The 17,328-nt window shown below is 68.5% G+C and carries 13 protein-coding genes; 2 read left to right on the plus strand and 11 right to left on the minus strand.

Features of this window, described 5'->3' with window-relative positions; translation table 11 throughout:
* Positions 1-67: 67 nt before the first annotated feature.
* From ABL844_RS05245 to ABL844_RS05280, 8 genes are all read right to left on the minus strand, one after another.
* The gene (locus ABL844_RS05245) at positions 68-1,207 is read right to left on the minus strand and encodes an AAA family ATPase (protein ID WP_418130684.1); all 1,140 of its coding nucleotides are present in this window, start codon (positions 1,205-1,207) and stop codon (positions 68-70) included.
* Positions 1,204-2,103 (minus strand): RNA ligase family protein, encoded by a 900-nt coding sequence (locus ABL844_RS05250; RefSeq protein WP_418130685.1) that lies wholly within the window; start codon positions 2,101-2,103, stop codon positions 1,204-1,206. Before ABL844_RS05250 ends, ABL844_RS05245 begins: the two co-directional genes overlap by 4 nt.
* 297 nt (positions 2,104-2,400) lie before the next feature.
* On the minus strand, positions 2,401-4,413 hold the full coding sequence (mdoH, locus tag ABL844_RS05255) for a glucans biosynthesis glucosyltransferase MdoH (RefSeq protein WP_418124520.1): 2,013 nt from the start codon (positions 4,411-4,413) through the stop codon (positions 2,401-2,403).
* 402 nt (positions 4,414-4,815) lie between these two features.
* Positions 4,816-6,204 carry a sigma 54-interacting transcriptional regulator gene (locus ABL844_RS05260; RefSeq protein WP_126021369.1) on the minus strand — a complete coding sequence of 463 codons (1,389 nt, stop codon included), beginning with the start codon at positions 6,202-6,204 and terminating at the stop codon, positions 4,816-4,818.
* Complete coding sequence (locus ABL844_RS05265; RefSeq protein WP_418119197.1) at positions 6,201-6,869, minus strand: hypothetical protein; 669 nt, start codon at positions 6,867-6,869, stop codon at positions 6,201-6,203. Before ABL844_RS05265 ends, ABL844_RS05260 begins: the two co-directional genes overlap by 4 nt.
* Positions 6,870-6,929: 60 nt before the next feature.
* A complete protein-coding gene (locus ABL844_RS05270) occupies positions 6,930-8,357 on the minus strand; it encodes a sensor histidine kinase (protein ID WP_126021367.1) in 1,428 nt (475 codons plus the stop codon).
* A complete protein-coding gene (gene miaB / locus ABL844_RS05275) occupies positions 8,357-9,706 on the minus strand; it encodes a tRNA (N6-isopentenyl adenosine(37)-C2)-methylthiotransferase MiaB (protein ID WP_184634788.1) in 1,350 nt (449 codons plus the stop codon). The genes ABL844_RS05270 and miaB overlap by 1 nt, the downstream gene beginning before the upstream one ends.
* Before the next feature lie 91 nt (positions 9,707-9,797).
* Positions 9,798-10,115 (minus strand): hypothetical protein, encoded by a 318-nt coding sequence (locus tag ABL844_RS05280; protein WP_260319175.1) that lies wholly within the window; start codon positions 10,113-10,115, stop codon positions 9,798-9,800.
* A gap of 394 nt (positions 10,116-10,509) precedes the next feature.
* Here ABL844_RS05280 and ABL844_RS05285 point away from each other — a divergent pair, with 394 nt between their 5' ends.
* The gene (locus ABL844_RS05285; RefSeq protein WP_126021701.1) at positions 10,510-11,685 is read left to right on the plus strand and encodes an efflux RND transporter periplasmic adaptor subunit; all 1,176 of its coding nucleotides are present in this window, start codon (positions 10,510-10,512) and stop codon (positions 11,683-11,685) included.
* Positions 11,682-14,840, plus strand: a complete 3,159-nt coding sequence (locus ABL844_RS05290) for an efflux RND transporter permease subunit (protein ID WP_418130686.1) — start codon at positions 11,682-11,684, stop codon at positions 14,838-14,840. The genes ABL844_RS05285 and ABL844_RS05290 overlap by 4 nt, the downstream gene beginning before the upstream one ends.
* 162 nt (positions 14,841-15,002) lie before the next feature.
* Here the strand turns inward: ABL844_RS05290 and ABL844_RS05295 are convergent, their stop codons facing one another.
* The 3 genes from ABL844_RS05295 to ttcA are packed head-to-tail and all read right to left on the minus strand — an operon-like array spanning position 15,003 to position 17,282.
* Positions 15,003-15,644: a histidine phosphatase family protein gene (locus ABL844_RS05295; protein WP_418130687.1), complete on the minus strand. Its 642-nt coding sequence runs from the start codon at positions 15,642-15,644 to the stop codon at positions 15,003-15,005.
* Between the two features lie 20 nt (positions 15,645-15,664).
* Positions 15,665-16,291 (minus strand): DUF4136 domain-containing protein, encoded by a 627-nt coding sequence (locus ABL844_RS05300; RefSeq protein WP_418130688.1) that lies wholly within the window; start codon positions 16,289-16,291, stop codon positions 15,665-15,667.
* Between the two features lie 46 nt (positions 16,292-16,337).
* Positions 16,338-17,282 (minus strand): tRNA 2-thiocytidine(32) synthetase TtcA, encoded by a 945-nt coding sequence (gene ttcA, locus ABL844_RS05305; RefSeq protein ID WP_418119200.1) that lies wholly within the window; start codon positions 17,280-17,282, stop codon positions 16,338-16,340.
* Positions 17,283-17,328 lie beyond the last annotated feature (46 nt).

The raw sequence follows: 17,328 nt of genomic DNA on the forward strand, positions 1-17,328 counted from the left end.
GCGGACGCCGCACGCACACATATATATAAGAAGGCCCGCCGGGGTGAACCGGCGGGCCTTCTGCTTTTCAGGTCTGGACCTCGTAGACCGTCTCGTGCGCCTCCACCGGCGCCGGCAGCTCCCAGCGGTGCAGCATGCGCTCGATGCCCGCGTTCGACAGCGTGGTGTCGCGCTCGCGGTTGCGGCGCATCAGCTCCGCGTGCGGCACTTCCAGGTACGCCAGCTCGATGTGCGCGTGGTAGGCCCACAGCAGGTCGAGCGTCTTGGTGCGCATCTGCTGGCTCAGGTGCGTGGCGTTCCAGACGAAGCGCTCCTGCCTGCGCAGCAGCGCCTTCGCCTGGTCGACCGCGTGGTGCGCGGCGAGGCCGTCGTTCTCGCCGTGCTTCAGGCCGAGCTCGGCGCGGGCATCGTCGAAGGACACCACCGGCCAGCCCTTGCGGTGCTGCGCCACCCAGTGGTTCTTGCCGCTGGCGGGCAGGCCGCACATCACCGTCACCTGCGATCCGGCGTTCTGGAACAGCGGGTAGTCGGGGCTGGTGTCGGCGCCGCGGAAGTAGGCCAGGCGCGTGTGGGCGTCGGCCATCTTCCGAGGGCCTTCCCAGCAGCCTTCCTCCTGCGCCAGTTGCTCGAAGAGCGCGATGTCGGCCATGCTGTCCGCGCGCTTCTCGTAGTGGCGCCCGAGCATGTCGCAGCGCGCCACGCAGCACAGGTCGGGCAGGCTCAGCTCCCACGAGAGCTTGTGAACCAGCCACTCCGGCCGCACGCCCTTGCGCGAGGCGAAGGCGTGGAATGGCAGCTGGTGCACCGCGATGATCCGGCACACCGCCTCGCGCAGCGCGAAAGGCACGCGAGCCTTCCACATCAGCACGCGCACGTCGACCGCGCCCCGGCGCGAGTGGCCCGGCTGGCCGATGCGGCCGCTGGCCTCGTCGATCACCGTGGTGTCGGGCTTGGCGATGTCGTGCAGCATGCAGGCCATGAACAGCACGAAGCGGCCGTCGGCATCGGCGCGGCGGTAGTGCTCGTCCTGCATCAGGGCGTCGAGCACCATGCGCGTGTGGATGCCGACGTTGCCTTCGGCGTGGTAGTACGGGTCCTGCGGCGTCTCTTCGAGGCGCAGCAGGGCCGGCAGCAGATCGCAGCATTGCGCCCAGTCGGTGTCCTTGCCGGGCTCGGGCACCAGGGCGCGCAGGTCGTCGAAGTTCATCGCTTTCTCCCCGTGGTCGTCAGTTCGGCCGGATCGCGCAATGTGCGCAGGCCCAGGTCCTGCCATGTCAGCTGCGGCGTCGGCGCGTAGAGGTCCACGCCCGGCGCGAGCTGGTTGGGCAGTACCGGCCGTCGGCTGTGGTGCGAGCCCGAGTCGAGGATGGTCTGGACGAAGTCCGGGCGCACCCACTTGTAGCGGCCCGTCACCTGGCCGTTGGACTCGGTCTTGAGGTACAGGCCCTCGGCGAGGTCGGACAGGTCGGTCTGCTGCCGAACCAGATCGAGCGGCTGGCCTTCCTGCGCCACCGCAGCTTCGAAGGCGGACCTCCAGCTTGCGCTGCGGGCCAGCGAGGGCCGCACGAGCGCCTGCAATGCTTTCGCTTGGCGCGGCATCTCGCCTTCGTAGAGCACGGGCACCGGCAGCACCGGGCTGCCTTCGAGCAGCGCATGCCGCGCCGGCGTCGAGAGGAAGCACTGCGACTGCCGGTCATAGATGTCGAACTCCAGGAAGAAGGCCGGCAGCCGGTCGTACCAGCAGCTGTGCTTGGCGAAGCACCATTCGCCGTACATCACATAGCGGTCTTCGAGCTGCTCCAGCAGCGCCGCCTCATGCGCGGCGGCCCAGTGCTTGAAGAGGTTGAACTGCCGCTCGCCGGCGCCGCCCGCTAGGTAGTGGCCGCGCGACTGCAGAAGCAGTTCGCCTGCGGAAGTGAACGACACGGCGGCATTGGCGCCATCGAGCTTTTCCTCGATGACGACATGCATGCCTTGCAGTTCCGACAGCGGCGCCTGGCCGTCGTCGCTGTCGCCGGCCTGCAGCCGGGAGCCTTCCAGGTGCGCAGTACGCGGGTACTTGAGCAGCGGGATCGATGAAAGAGAAGAAGAGAGGGGAAACACGTTTGTTCTCCGGTTGGAACCAGGAAGAACCGACAACGTGCGGGAGCGAAGCTGGAAAGCTGGAAGAAGCGGATTGCGGTCAGCGGAAAGCGCAGCTTGGCGCCCGACATGACCGGCAATGAAGCGGCGTTGTCGGCGTCAGAGGGTGATGACGGCGAGACGGGGCACTTGGCGCTCCTGTGGATCGAGGGGGATCCGTGGGTGGATGAAAAAAGAGTCGGCGATTCTAGCGATAGCGCGCCATGAAAAAAGCCGGCGCAGTGGCCGGCTTCTTTCGGAGGGCGGAGCTTCAGCGCATCAGGCCGTCGCGAGAGCTGCCGGACGCGCCAGGCGCAGCGCGTGCATCCATGCACGGCGCAGCACGGCCGGCGAGCGCGATTCCTCGGGAATCAGCAGGTAGCCGCGGTCGCGCAGCGTGGTGCCCAGCGCGATCTGGCTGGTCAGCACGGTCAGCGGGATCGCCAGCAGCAGCGGCAGGCCGACGGGCATGAGCCAGACCAGCGCGCTCGGGTCGATCATGGCGACGCCTGCGGCCAGCATCGCGATCACCAGCGTCATGGGCGCCAGCTGCGAGGCAGCGACCTTCCACGGCACGGCGGCGGCTTCGCGCGGGGGCGACTTCCAGTCGAGCTTGATGCCGGTGAGGGCGACCAGCACGAAGAGCGAATGAGCCAGCATGCGCACCGGTGCCTGCACGATCGCCAGGCCGGCTTCCATCACCGAGCTCTTCACCAGGCCCCAGAGGCCACCGTACTGGCGCTGCTCGCCGCGCATCAGCACGGCGGCGATACCCAGTACGCGCGGCAGGAACAGCAGGCACAGGGTCCAGACCCACAGGCCGGCCAGTTCGGCGGGCAGCACGCTCCAGCTGGAGACCAGGCTCGAGCCGCTCAGCCACAGGGCCGTGCCCAGCGTCAGGAACGCGAGCCACAGCGGGGCCGAGACGTAAGCCATGGTGCCGGTCACGAACATCGCGCGGTGCACGGAGTGGATGCCGGGTTCGGCCATCAGGCGGGCGTTCTGCAGGTTGCCCTGGCACCAGCGGCGGTCGCGCTGGAGTTCGGCCAGCAGGTCCGGCGGTTGCTGTTCGTAGCTGCCGACCAGGTCGGACACCAGCCACACGTGGTAGCCGGCGCGGCGCATCAGGGCGGCTTCGACGAAGTCGTGCGACATGATGCCGCCCGACATGCCGCCGGTGCCCTTGATCGGGGCCAGCGCGCAGTGCTTCATGAAGGGCTCGACGCGGATGATCGCGTTGTGGCCCCAGTAGTGCGACTCGCCCAGTTGCCAGAACTGCATGCCCAGCGTGAAAAGGCGGCCGGTGACGCGCGAGGCGAACTGCTGAGCGCGGGCGTGCAGCGTGACGTGGCCGATGGCCTGCGTCGCGGTCTGGATGATGCCGGCGGTGGGGTTGGCTTCCATCAGCTTGACCATCGAGGTCAGGCAGTCGCCGCTCATCACCGAATCGGCGTCGAGCACGACCATGTAGCGGTAGTCCTTGCCCCAGCGGCGGCAGAAGTCGGCCACGTTGCCGGCCTTGCGGTGCGTGCGGCGGGTGCGCAGGCGGTAGTAGACCTCGACCTGCGGCTGGTTGGGGCTCTCGGCCAGCGCGGCGCGCAGGTCTTCCCAGGCGGCGCGCTCGGCGGCGGCGGTCTCGGGGTTGTAGCTGTCGGACAGCACGAACACGTCGAACTGCCTGGCGTGGCCGGTGGCCGCGACCGATTCGCAGGTGGCGCGCAGGCCGGCGAACACGGTGGCCACGTCCTCGTTGCAGATCGGCATGATGATCGCGGTGCGTGCCTCGGGGTTCATCGGGTGGTGGGCCACCTGCTTCGCCGAGAGGGAGTATTTGTCACCGCGCACGGAAACGTAGAAGCCCATGAGCGCGGTCACGAAGCCGGTCACGACCCAGCCCGAGAGCAGGCCGTACAGGCCGATCTGGCCGTATTCGAGCCAGAGGTTGTCGTAGTCGGGCTGCACGCTGGCGAAGAGCGAGGACGCGATCACGGTGCTCAGCAGCGTGAGCATCATGAAGGCGAAGCGGCGGCGGGCGGCGGCGCGCTGCCAGGGCTGCTTCGTTTCGTTGACGGGGTGAGCGCCGGCTTCGGCGTCACGGCCCGCGCCGAGCTTGACCAGCGCGGCGGTGCCGAGGCTGTTCCAGAAACCGCGCCAAGGACGCGGCGTCATGGAGCCGCGGTTGACCGGCGGAGCGGTGACGGAGTTGGGATGGCGTTCTTCGCGAACCTGGCTGCGGCGCGAGAAATCGGTGTCGGCCAGCACGTTCAGTTGGGAGAAGTCGTTCGGCTTCATGCGGTTTACCAACGTTGCTTGTCGAGGGAGGGGGTGTCGCCAATGGCCGGAAGGCGCTTGAAGACACAGTCGGAGGAGGCGCCGCCGGCGCTTGCGAGCGCGGCCAGCGAATGGCCCGCGGCACGGGGCCGCGAGGGGGAAAACTGCTTTTGACGCAGGCCGTCGCGCTGCTGGCGCAGTGCGAAAGATGGGCTGGTAAGTGCTGTCATGCCGGTACAGGGGCAAACCCTGTGCCAGGCTGGAAAAACGCTTTCAGATCAACGACTTGGGCGTGTTCGAGAGCATTTTTCGTGGAGAAAGGCCGCCGGAGGGCCTCCAAACCCCTGTTTTTGTCGCCGAATCCCGACAAGCCTGGGTGACTGGCGGGCTTAGGTCAAGAAAATCAACAACTTAGCGGCGTCGCTACTCGGCGACAGCGTCTCCACCGCCAGCGACAGCGTCGGCCTTGAAGTGGCCGGGGGTGAGCTCGTGCTTCTGCAGAAGCCGGTAGAACTCGGTGCGATTCCGGTCTGCCAGGCGGGCTGCGTCGGCCACATTGCCGTCCGTCAGCTTGAGCAGGCCGACGAGGTAATCGCGCTCGAAACGCTGCTTGGCCTCGGCGTAGGTCTGCACCTCCACCGTCGGCACGCGCAGCGCCCGCTGCACCAGCGCCAGCGGGATCAGCGGCGAGCTCGACAGCGCACACACCTGCTCCACCACGTTGTAGAGCTGTCGCACGTTGCCCGGCCAGGCGGCCATGGTCAGCGCCTTCAGCGCCTCGGGCGCGAAGCCCGAGAGCCGCTTGCCGTACTTGGTCGACAGGCGCTGCAGGAAGTGGTTGGCCAGCAGCGGAATGTCTTCGCGGCGCGCCGACAGCGGCGGCAGCGTGAGCGTCACCACGTTCAGGCGGTAATACAGGTCCTCGCGGAACTGGCCGGCTTCCATCGCGGCGTCGAGGTCGCGGTGGGTGGCCGAGACGATGCGCACGTCGACCTGGATCGACTGGCTCGCCCCCAGCGGCCGCACCGCGCGCTCCTGCAGCACGCGCAGCAGCTTGACCTGCAGCGCGGGCGGCATGTCCCCGATTTCGTCCAGCAGCAGCGTGCCGCCGTCGGCCTGCTGGAACAGGCCCTTGTGATTGGCGTGGGCGTCGGTGAAGGCGCCCTTCATGTGGCCGAAGAGCTCCGATTCGAGCAGCGCCTCGGGAATGGCACCGCAGTTGACCGCCACGAAAGGCTTGTCGGCGCGCGCGCTGGCCTTGTGGATGGCGCGCGCCAGCATTTCCTTGCCGGCGCCGGAGTCGCCGCGCAGCAGCACCGAGGCGTCGGACTTGGCGACCATGCGCGCCTCGGCCAGCAGTTCGGCCATGCGGTTGCTGCGGCTCACGATCTCGGAGCGCCAGCTGTCGTCGCCGGCCTTGCTCGGCGTGGCGGCGGGGGCGCCGAGCGCCAGGGCCTGCGCGATCTTCTCGAGCAGTTCCCGCCCGTCGTAGGGCTTGGTCAGGTAGGTGAAGACACCGCGCGCGGTGGCTTCCACGGCGTCGGGAATGGTGCCGTGCGCGGTCAGCAGGATCACCGGCAGCGAGGGATGGCGCTTGCGGATCTCGTCGAAGAGCTGCAGGCCGTCGCGCCCGGGCAGGCGCACGTCGCTCAGCACCAGCTGCGGGTGCTCGATCTCGAGCTGCGTGAGCGCAGTCTCGGCCGAAGTGACGGCCGTGACCTGGTAGCCCGCCGAGCTCAGCCGCATCGAGAGCAGCCGCAGCATGTCCGGGTCGTCATCGACCACGAGGAGGCGGGCGCCGGTGGTGCTCATTGATTGGGTTTGCCTGCGTTGGGCGGCGCGGCGGGCACGGCCGACGCCGGGTTGCTGTTGGGCCGCGCGAAGCTGCGCTCGATGGCGCGCAGGGCTTCGATGCGGTCGTTGAGCTGGTCGATGCGGCGCTGGCTGTCGCGCAGCTGCTGCACCTGCTTGTCGCGGTCGTCCTCCACGCGGCGCTGCTCGACATAGCGGGCAGCGAGTGCGCGCGCCAGCGGCTGCAGCGCCTGCGCTTCGGGCGCGGGGTTGGAGATCACCCGCTGCAGCAGGCCCAGCGCGCGCGCCAGGTCGGCCGGCACGCGCGTCTGCGAGAGCAGCAGCGCCACCTGCATCTGCGCGGTTGGCGAGTCGCCGGGGTCGCCCACGCGGGCGATCTCGGCGCTCAGGTCGGCGCCGTTGAGGGGGCGAATCTTGTCGGCGTACGACAGCATCGAGGACACCGGACCCTGCAGCATCGTCGTGAAGAGCGAGGCGGCGGGCTGCGTGGCCGGCGCCTTGGGTTCGGCCTCCACCGGCATCACGCGGGGCACGACCGGCGGCGGCGGCAGCGCATCGGCCTCCGCGGGCGGCTTGGGCTGCGAGGCGCAGGCGGCCAGCAGCAGGACGAAAGGCACGGTCATCGCCCCGGCGAAGGAGGAACGGCGGACGAACGGAAAAGACATGGGTCGAAGAAGGACGCGAGGCGTTCGGACGGTTTTTCTGGAAAGGGGATGCCGGGGTGGTCAGGCCGTGCGCGGCAGCTCGATGCGGAAGTGGGCACCGGGACCGCCGGGCTGCAGTGTGATGCGGCCCCCGTGGGCTGCAATGTACTCCTGCACGATGGAAAGTCCGATGCCCGTGCCCTTCACCGTGTGCTCGGGCTGGCGCTCGCCGCGGAAGAAGGGTTCGAAGATTCGGTCGCGGTCGCCCTCGGCGATGCCCGGCCCGGCGTCGTTCACGTCGATGTGCACCGCTTCCGGTGTCTGCGACACGGCCAGCGTGATGACACCTCCCGTTACCGAAAAGCGGATGGCGTTGCTCAGCAGGTTGGCGATGGCGGTGCCGAGCTTGGCCCGGTCGACCGTGACGGTGACCGCCTCGCCCTCGGCGCGCACGCGCAGGCCGTGCGACTGCCACTGCAGGCGCTGGCCTTCGATCTGCTCCTCGATCAGCGGCAGCAGCTCGGTGCGCTCGCGGCGCAGCTCGCGTGCCTCGAAGGCGGCGGCATTGAAGCGCAGCAGCGCCTCGATCTGGCCCTGCAGCGCCACCGTGTTCTGGTTGAGGATCTGCGCCACCTCCAGCTGCGCCGGGTTCAGCGGCCCGGTCACGCCGTCTTCGAGCAGCGACACGCCCTCGCGCAGCGCAGCCAGCGGCGTCTTCAGCTCGTGCGACACGTGGCGCAGGAAGCGGGCCTTGTCGGCGTCGAGCTCGGTCAGGCGCAGCCGCAGCCATTCGAGCTGCTGCGACACGCGGCGCACGTCGGCGGGGCCGCGGATGTCGATCGGCTCGTCGAGCCGGTTCTGTCCGAGGCCGACGATGGCCTGCTCCAGCCGCTTGAAGGGCCGCGCCAGCCAGATGCCGAAGGCCAGCGCCAGCACCGCGGCCAGCACGCTGGCGGCCACCACCTCGCGCATCAGCCGGCGGCGCGCGTTCTCGATGCGCCTGGCCAGCGCATCGTTCTGCGTCTCGATGAGGAACTGCGCCTGCTGCGCCAGGTTGGTGTTGAGCGCGTCGAGTTCGCGGAACTGCATCGCCATCGTGCTCTCGCGGGCCAGGGCGCTGTCGGCGCTGCCGCTCATGAGGCCCTCGATCACGCCGAGCTGCGTGCGCCACATCTCGATGCCGGCGGGCGGCAGGCCGTTCTTCTCCAGGCGATCGAGCACCTGGTGCGCCTCGCGCGCCGCCTCGTCGAAGCGGCGGCGCAGCACGGCGTCGTTCAGCACCAGCGACTGGCGCCCGGCGCGCTCCATGGCCGCGCTGCGCTCGGCCAGCGACTGCGAAGCGCCCGACAGGCGCAGCGCGCGCGCGGCCGCGTCGCGGCTTTGCGTCATGAGCGCGTCGTACTGCAGCACCGAGCGCAGTGCCACGCCGACCAGCAGCGCGGTGATCAGAAGGAAGGCGAAGAGCAGGAGCTGCTGGAACGAGCCCCGGATGGACGGACGCTTCGCCATCAGTGGTGGGCGAGCGCCATCGGCGATTCGTTCGTGACGACTTCGCCGCGCAGCGTGTAGGCCAGCGAGCGCGTGATGCGCAGGTCGGCCATCTGGCCCACGAGTCGCGCGTCGCCCTCGAAGTTGACGACGCGGTTGCAGGCGGTGCGGCCCATGAGCTCGTTCGCGTCCCTGCGCGAGGCGCCTTCCACCAGCACGCGCTGCGTGGTCCCGACCAGCGCCTGGCCGAAGCGCTTCACGTTGGCGTCGATCACGGCCTGCAGCTTCTGCAGCCGTGCGAGCTTCACTTCGTGCGGCGTATCGTCGTGCAGCGCGGCCGCCGGCGTGCCGGGGCGCGGGCTGAAGATGAAGCTGAAGCTGGCGTCGAACTGGCAGTCGTCGATCAGCTTCATCATCTTGCCGAAGTCCTCCTCGGTCTCGCCGGGGAAGCCGACGATGAAGTCGCTGCTGAGCGCTAGCTCCGGGCGGATGGCGCGCAGCTTGCGCACCGTGCTCTTGTATTCCATGGCGGTGTAGCCGCGCTTCATCGCCATCAGGATGCGGTCGCTGCCGTGCTGCACCGGCAGGTGCAGGTGGCTCACGAGCTGCGGCACCTTCGCGTAGGCCTCGATGAGGCGCGGCGTGAACTCGTTCGGATGGCTGGTGGTGTAGCGGATGCGCTCGATGCCGGGGATCTCGGCGACGTACTCGATGAGCAGTGCGAAGTCGGCGATCTCGGCCGTATCGCCCATCTTCCCGCGGTAGGCATTCACGTTCTGGCCCAGCAGCGTGATCTCGCGCACGCCCTGGTCGGCCAGGCCGGCGATCTCGACGAGCACGTCGTCGAGCGGGCGGTTCACTTCCTCGCCGCGGGTGTAGGGCACCACGCAGTAGCTGCAGTACTTGGAGCAGCCTTCCATGATCGACACGAAGGCGGTCGCGCCCTCGACGCGCGCGGGCGGCAGGTGGTCGAACTTCTCGATCTCGGGGAAGCTGATGTCCACCTGCGGGCGGTCCAGGCGCTCGCGGTCGCTCAGCATCTCGGGCAGGCGGTGCAGGGTCTGCGGGCCGAACACGATGTCGACATAAGGCGCGCGCGCGATGATGGCCTCGCCCTCCTGGCTGGCCACGCAGCCGCCAACGCCGATCTTCACGCCCTTGGCCTTCAGGTGCTTCACGCGGCCGAGGTCGGAGAACACCTTCTCCTGCGCCTTCTCGCGCACCGAGCAGGTGTTGAACAGGATGAGGTCGGCTTCGTCCACGTTCTGGGTGGGCTCGTAGCCCTGCGCGGCGTTGAGCACGTCGGCCATCTTGTCCGAGTCGTACTCGTTCATCTGGCAGCCGAAGGTCTTGATGAATACTTTTTTCATGGGGAGCTCTCTCTCGTGGCCTCCCTGCTTGAAGGGGAAGGCACGGCGGCCGGCGCGCGGGACCCGCCGCGCCGGCCGTCTTCTTGCTTGCTTACTGCGTGTTGAGGGTGTCGTTCGAGGTGAACGGCCAGATGTTCAGGAACGGCTTGTCCAGCGATTCGCGGCTGGCGGTGGCTTCGTCGGGCGTGAGGATCCACACCTCGCGCAGCAGCCCGGCGGCGTCGCGCGTGTAGTTGACGAGGTACTTCTGGCCGACGATGGCGCCGGGCATCACCAGCATGTTCTGGCCACTGCGGATGCGCGCGCCGGCGCCCAGGCGGTCGGGCCTGCCGTCGAGCTCGACGTCGGGCGCGTTGGTCACCATGAACTTGCCGCGCAGGGTGCCGATGGGGAAGGTGCGGCCGCCCACGAGCGACTCGTTCTGGGTCTGTGGGCGGGGGACTTCGTCCTGTGCGCTGGCGGCGATCGGGAAAAGGCCTGCAGCCGCAATGGCTGCTGTGCAAAGCGCTATGGAAGTGAGAGCATTCGTGGATTGTTTCTTGCAGCGGTTCATGGGGTTTATCCAGAGGCTGTGGACCGGCGATTTTAGCGATGGGCCCCTGTCGGCCCGGGCCGGCCGCAGCGAGTAGTGCGACTTTCGGTTGACCTGCTTTACATTTCTTTACGGGACCCATGATCACCAGGAGTCGGCCGCTGATCCAATAGCCGTGTCAGCCCAAAGTGCACAAGAACCCATGAAGAAAAATGTCGCCGTCGCCCTTGCGGGCGTGTTGATCGTAGCCGTCGCGGGCGGGTGGTGGAGCATGTCCGCAGACAAGTCCGCTGCGAAGAACGCCAAGGCCCCGGCCGCTGGCGGCGCACCGGCGGGCGGTGGCGCTGCGGCGCTCGTGACGCTGGCCACGGCGAAGAAGCAGGACGTGCCCGTGACCGTGCAGGTCAACGGCAGCGTGGTGTCCCTCAACAGCGTCGACCTGCGCCCGCAGGTGACCAACACGGTGAGCGCGGTGCATGTGAAGGAAGGCCAGTTCGTCAAGGCCGGCCAGCTGCTCTTCTCGCTCGACGACCGCAACGACCAGGCCAACCTCGCGCGCGCGAAGGCGCAGCAGAAGAAGGACGAGGCCACGCTGGCCGACCTGGAGCGGCAGTACAAACGCAGCCAGGAACTGGTGGCGCAGAACTTCATCGCCAAGAGCGCGGCCGACGCCACGCTCTCGCAGCTCGAGGCGCAGCGCGCCGCCGTGGCCGCCGACCGCGCGGCCGTGCAGTCGGCGCAGGTGGCGCTGGGCTATGCCACGCTGCGCGCGCCCATCGCGGGGCGCATCGGCGCGGTCAACATCTACCCGGGCACGCTGGTGCAGCCGACGCTGTCGCTGGTCACGGTCACCCAGCTCGACCCGATCGCCGTGAGCTTCCCCGTGCCCGAAGGCAACCTGCAGGACCTGCTGGAGGCCGCGCGCTCGCGCTCCAAGGTCGAGGCCGTCGTCACCGGCCGCAGGGAGCCGCTGACCGGCACGCTCGATTTCGTCGACAACACCGTCGATCCGCAGATCGGCACCGTGCGCGCCAAGGCCGTGTTCGCCAATGCCGACCAGAGCCTGTGGCCGGGGCAGTTCGTGGGCACGCGCATCACGGTGCGCACGCTCAACGGCGTCACCGTGGTGCCGGCCGCGGCGCTGATGATGCTGTCCGACGGTGCATCGCTGTACGTGGTCGACCAGGCCAAGACCGCCACGCGCCGCAAGGTGAAGGCGCTGCACACCTTCGGCACGCAGGTGGCGGTGAGCGGCATCGAGCCCGGCGAGCAGGTGGTGATCGAGGGCAGCCAGAACGTGCGCCCGGGCGGCAAGGTGCGCGTGGATGCGAAGGCGCCGGGCACGGCCCCAGGTGCTCCGGTGAACGGCACCACGGGCGTCACGCCCGGCAGCGCCGCATCTACCGACGGCACCGACATCAAGCCGCCGCGCCAGGAACGCGCATGAACATCTCGGAGCTCTGCATCCGCCGTCCGGCGATGACGGTGCTGCTGTCCGCCGCCGTGGTCGTCATCGGCATCTTCGCGTACTTCAGCATCCCCGTTGCCGCGCTGCCCAGCTACAACACGCCGGTCATCAACGTCAACGCGCAGCTGCCCGGGGCCAGTCCGGACACCATGGCCTCATCGGTCGCGCTGCCGCTCGAAAAGCAGTTCTCGACCATCCCCGGCCTGCAGACCATCAGCTCGGTGAACACGCAGGGCGTTACCTCGCTCACGCTCGAATTCGTGAGCAGCCGCGACATCGACGCCGCCGCCGTCGACGTGCAGGCCGCGCTGCTGCGCGCCCAGCGCCAGCTGCCGCAGGAGCTGACGCAGCTGCCCTCGTACCGCAAGGTGAACCCGGCCGACGCGCCGGTGCTCTTCATCGCGCTGATCTCGCCGTCGATGAACCCGTCGGAGCTCAACGACTACGCCGAGAACCTGATCTCGCCCACGCTCTCGACCATCGACGGTGTGGCGCAGGTGAGCGTGTACGGGCGCAAGGCGTTCGCCGTGCGCATCAAGGCCAACGCCGACCTGCTCAACGCGCGCAACATCACGCTCGACGAGCTGGCCAGGGCGGTGAACTCCGCCAACGCCAACACGCCGGTGGGCGTGCTCGACGGCCCGCGCCAGACGCTCACCATCCAGGCCAACCGCCAGCTCATGAAGGCGGCCGACTTCGCCAAGCTGATCGTCGGCCAGCGCAATGGCGCGCCCGTGCGGCTGGACGAGGTGGCCACCGTCGAGGACAGCTTCGAGTCGGTGAAGACCGCCAGCAGCTTCAACGGACAGGCGTCCATTTCGCTGGCCGTTCAGCGCCAGCCCAACGCCAATACCGTGCAGGTCGTCGACGCGGTGCGCGCGCTCATCCCACGCTTCAAGGCGGAGCTGCCTCAGTCGGTGGAGATCCACATGGTGAACGACCGCTCCCTCTCGATCCGCGAGGCGGTGCACGACGTGCAGCTCACGCTGCTGGGCACCATCGCGCTGGTGGTGCTGGTGATCTTCCTGTTCCTGCACCGGCTGGTGGCCACGCTGATCCCGGCCGCGACCATCCCCATTTCGCTGATCGGCGCGGTGGCGCTGCTCTATGCCTTCGGCTACAGCCTGGACAACATCTCGCTGCTGGGCATCACGCTTGCGGTGGGCCTGGTGGTGGACGACGCCATCGTGGTGCTCGAGAACATCATGCGCTACGTCGAAAAGGGCATGGATCCGTTCGCGGCGGCGCTGCGCGGCGCGCGCGAGGTGGGCTTCACCATCGTGTCCATCTCCATCTCGCTGGTGGCCGTGTTCATCCCGATCTTCTTCATGCCGGGCGTGATCGGCCTGCTGTTCCACGAGTTCGCCGTGGTGGTGGCGCTGGCGGTGCTGGTGTCGGCGGTGGTGTCGCTCACGCTGGTGCCGATGCTCGCGAGCCGCCTGCTCAGGCAGGTCCCGCGCAAGGAAGGCGCGATGGACCACGAGGAAGAACACCCCGAGCCCGGCACCGCCATCGGCCGTGCCTTCGAGCGCGGCTACCGCAAGGTGCACGCGACCTACATGAGCACGCTGGACTGGACGCTGGGTCACCGCAAGGTGATGCTGCTGATGGCGGCGCTGACCTTCGTCGTCACCGGCTGGCTGTTCGCGACCATCCCGAAGGGCTTCTTCCCCGAGGAGGACATCGGCCAGATCCAGATCACCACCGAGGCGGCCGAAGACATCTCCTTCACCGCCATGAAGGCGCTGCAGGACCGCGTGGCCGCCGCGCTCAAGGACGACCCCAGCGTCGACTACGTGAGCTCCTTCGTCGGCGTGGGCGGGCCCACCGCCACGCAGAACTCCGGCCGCCTGTTCGCCGTGCTCAAGCCGCGCGGTGAGCGTCCGCAGATGTCGAAGGTGCTCGAGTCGCTGCGCCAGCGCTTCCGCGAAATCCCGGGCATCGCCGTCTACATGCAGCCGGTGCAGAACCTGCGCCTGGGCGGACGGCAGAGCAAGGCGCGCTTCCAGTACACGCTGCAGAGCGTCAACGCCGGCGAGATGGTGCCGTGGGCCACGCGGCTCATGGAACGCATGCGCGCCGACCCCGACTTTCGCGACGTCACCAGCGACTCGCAGAACCGCGGCCTGCAGGCCACCCTCGACATCGACCGCGACAAGGCCGGCGTGCTCGGCGTGGCCGTGGGCGACCTGCGCACCGCGCTCTACAACGCGTACGGCGACCGCCAGATCGGCAGCATCTACGGTGCGAGCAACACCTACCAGGTGATCCTCTCGGCCGCCGACGACGACCGCCAGTTCGAGGAAGACGTCTCGCGCCTGTCGGTGCGCAGCACCACCGGCAAGCTGGTGCCGCTGTCGGCCTTCTCGACCGTCAAGCGCACCGTGGGGCCGACCGCGGTCAACCACCAGGGCCAGCTGCAGGCGGTGACGGTGTCGTTCAACCTCGCGCCCGACGTGCCGCTGGGCAACGCGACCGCGAAGATCGACCAGTTCAAGAGCGAGCTGAAGATGCCGCCGTCGATCATCACCACCTACGGCGGCGACGCGGCGGTGTTCCAGAGTTCGCAGTCGAGCCAGGCCGTGCTGCTGGTGCTGGCGGTGCTGGTCATCTACGTGCTGCTGGGCGTGCTCTACGAGAGCTACATCCACCCGATCACCATCCTCGCGGGCCTGCCCTCGGCCGCGGTGGGCGCGCTGATCTCGCTGAAGATCTTCGGCTTCGACCTCACGCTGATCGCCACCATCGGCATCCTGCTCTTGATCGGCATCGTGAAGAAGAACGCGATCATGATGATCGACTTCGCCCTGGAAGCGCAGCGCACCGAGGGCATGAAGCCGGTGGACGCGATCCGCGAGGCCTGCCGCCTGCGCTTTCGCCCGATCCTGATGACCACGCTGGCCGCGCTCATGGGCGCGCTGCCGCTCGCACTGGGCCTGGGCGCCGGCGCCGAACTGCGCCAGCCGCTGGGCGTGGCGGTGGTGGGCGGCCTGATCTTCTCGCAGGTGATCACGCTGTACATCACGCCCGCGATCTACCTCGCGCTGGACCGCTACAGCGGCACCGGGCCGATGGTGGACCTGCCGGGTGAAGCGCAGGCGGAGGCAGCCCACGCACAGCACTCGCACGCCTGAAAGCGGGAACGCGGGAGCGGGCAGCCGAACGCAGAAGGAAGACAAAAGCTACGCAAAAGTCGCGAAACCAGGAAACCTTTCAAGGTTTTCTTTCGCGCCCTTCGCGAAACCTTCGCGTCCTCTGCGTCCTCCGCGTTCGGCGGTCCGATCCCGCTCCCGCTCTCAGGCAGTCGTTTCGTCCAGAGCACCGTCCGTGAGGTGCGTCGTATCGCTCCACCCCACGAGGCTGAACCCCTCGCTCGTCCACAGCATGCGGTTGATGGCCGCGTTGCCCAGCTGCCACGTGCGCGGCGCCTGAAGCTCCTGGCGCGTGGCTGCGCGGTAGAGCACGTCCATCACGCCGCCGTGCGCCACCAGCACCACCAGCTCGCCCGGGTGGCGCGCGGCCAGTTCGGAAGCAACGCCCGTCACGCGGTCGCGGAAGGTCAGGAGGCTCTCGCCGCCCTCGGGCTCGAATTCGGGATCGCGCTCGCGCCAGCGCTTGGCCTGCACCGGCAGCGTGGCCTCGATCTCCGCGAAGCTCATGCCCTCGAACTTGCCGAAGGCGCGCTCGCGCAGGCGCGGCTCGGGCTGCACGGCCAGGCCGTGGGGCTCGGCGATGGCCTGGGCGGTCTGCCAGGCGCGCGAGAGGTCGCTGGCGTAGACGACGCCGATGGGCTCGTCGGCCAGCGCCGCGCCCGCGCGCCGTGCCTGCCACACGCCGGTGGCGTTGAGCCCGATGTCGAGCTGGCCCTGGATACGGGTGTCGACGTTCCAGGCGGTCTCTCCGTGGCGTACGGCGATCAGGCGGGTGGGTTCTTCCATCCGGGGAATTCTAGAAGGCGCTACTTTTTGGCCTGCTGCCCGGTCTGCAGCTCGATGTTGACCCGGCGCTCGCCCTGCGGCGGATTCGGGAAGCCCTGAAGCGCCGCCTGGAACATCACCGGCAGGATCGCCGCGCTCGACGTGTAGGGGCCATCGTTGCGGGCGCGGGTCTCGTAAACCACGCGGTTGGTGGCCGCCTCGCGCAGCACGATGCTCACCTCGCGCTCGTACCAGGGGTTGGCGGGCGGCGCGAACGCCGGGCCACCGTACCAGCCACTGCCGTACCAGCGCCGGCCGTAGTAGCCATAGCCGCCGTAGCCGTAGCCCCAGGGGCCGTTGTAGAGCCAAGGATCGGCCCAGGGCGAGAGGCCGGCCGTCACGCGCGCGCCGATCTGCGCGGTGTACTGGGCCTTGGCGTCGTCGCGGCGCAGGCCGACCTGGTCGAGCGCCGCGCCGGCCATGGCTTCGAGCGACTCCTGCCGCGCGCCGTCTGCCTGTTGCGAGGGGAGGCGGTCGAAGCGGTAGGTGGCGCCGGGCGCGATGGCGCCGGGGGAGGCGAAGCTCTTCACGTCGCTGTCGACCACCCAGGAGGTGGCGCAGCCCGTCAGGCTGGCGGCGAGAAGAAGAGCCGAGATGGCAGATTTCATGAGGGTCTCCGGGCACTGGTGCCCCAAATTCCCCTGGGTTGCCCGTTCAGCCCTGGACGATGCGCAGGGCGGCAGGTGCCTGGGAGAGCAGATCGAAGGAAGGCGGGTCGAAGGCCTTGTCGCCCTCGTCGTCCGCCACGCCGGTCGCCTTCAGACCCTTGAAGTCGTGCCGCGTTCCGTCGAGCAGGTGCGAAGGCACCACGTTCTGCAGTGCGGTGAACATGTTCTCCACGCGGCCGGGATACTTCCTGTCCCACTCGCGCAGCATTTCGCCGACCTGCTTGCGCTGCAGGTTCTCCTGGCTGCCGCACAGCGTGCACGGAATGATCGGGAACTCGCGGTGCTGGGCCCAGCGGATGGTGTCCTTCTCGGACACATACGCCAGCGGGCGGATCACGACATGTTTGCCGTCGTCGCTCACCAGCTTGGGCGGCATGCTCTTCAGTTTGCCGGCGAAGAACATGTTGAGGAAGAAGGTCTGCAGCATGTCGTCGCGGTGGTGGCCCAGCGCGACCTTGGTGGCGCCCAGCTCGTCGGCCACGCGGTAAAGAATGCCCCGGCGCAGCCGGCTGCACAGGCCGCAGGTGGTCTTGCCCTCGGGAATCACGCGCTTGACGATGCTGTAGGTGTCCTGGTTCTCGATGTGGAAGTCCACGCCCAGCTCGCTCAGGTACTTGGGCAGCACCTCCTCGGGAAAGCCGGGCTGCTTCTGGTCGAGGTTGACCGCGACGATGTCGAAGTGGATAGGCGCGCGCGCCTTCAGTTTGAGCAGGATGTCGAGCAGCGCGTAGCTGTCCTTGCCCCCCGAGACGCACACCATGACCTTGTCGCCCTCCTCGATCATGTTGTAGTCGACGATCGCCTGCCCGACCTGGCGGCACAGGCGCTTCTCGAGCTTGTGCGTCTCGCGCTCGATCTTCATGGAGTTGGCGGGAGAGGGAGCGGTGGCGTCGGCGGTGGCGGGCGCCTCGTCGATCCAGACGGCGTTCATGGGCAGGCTGCTTCGGGGAGTCGGGGGAAGGGGGTGATTGTCCCCG

The organism is Variovorax sp. 278MFTsu5.1 (assembly GCF_048305045.1).
Lineage (GTDB): Bacteria > Pseudomonadota > Gammaproteobacteria > Burkholderiales > Burkholderiaceae_C > Variovorax > Variovorax guangxiensis.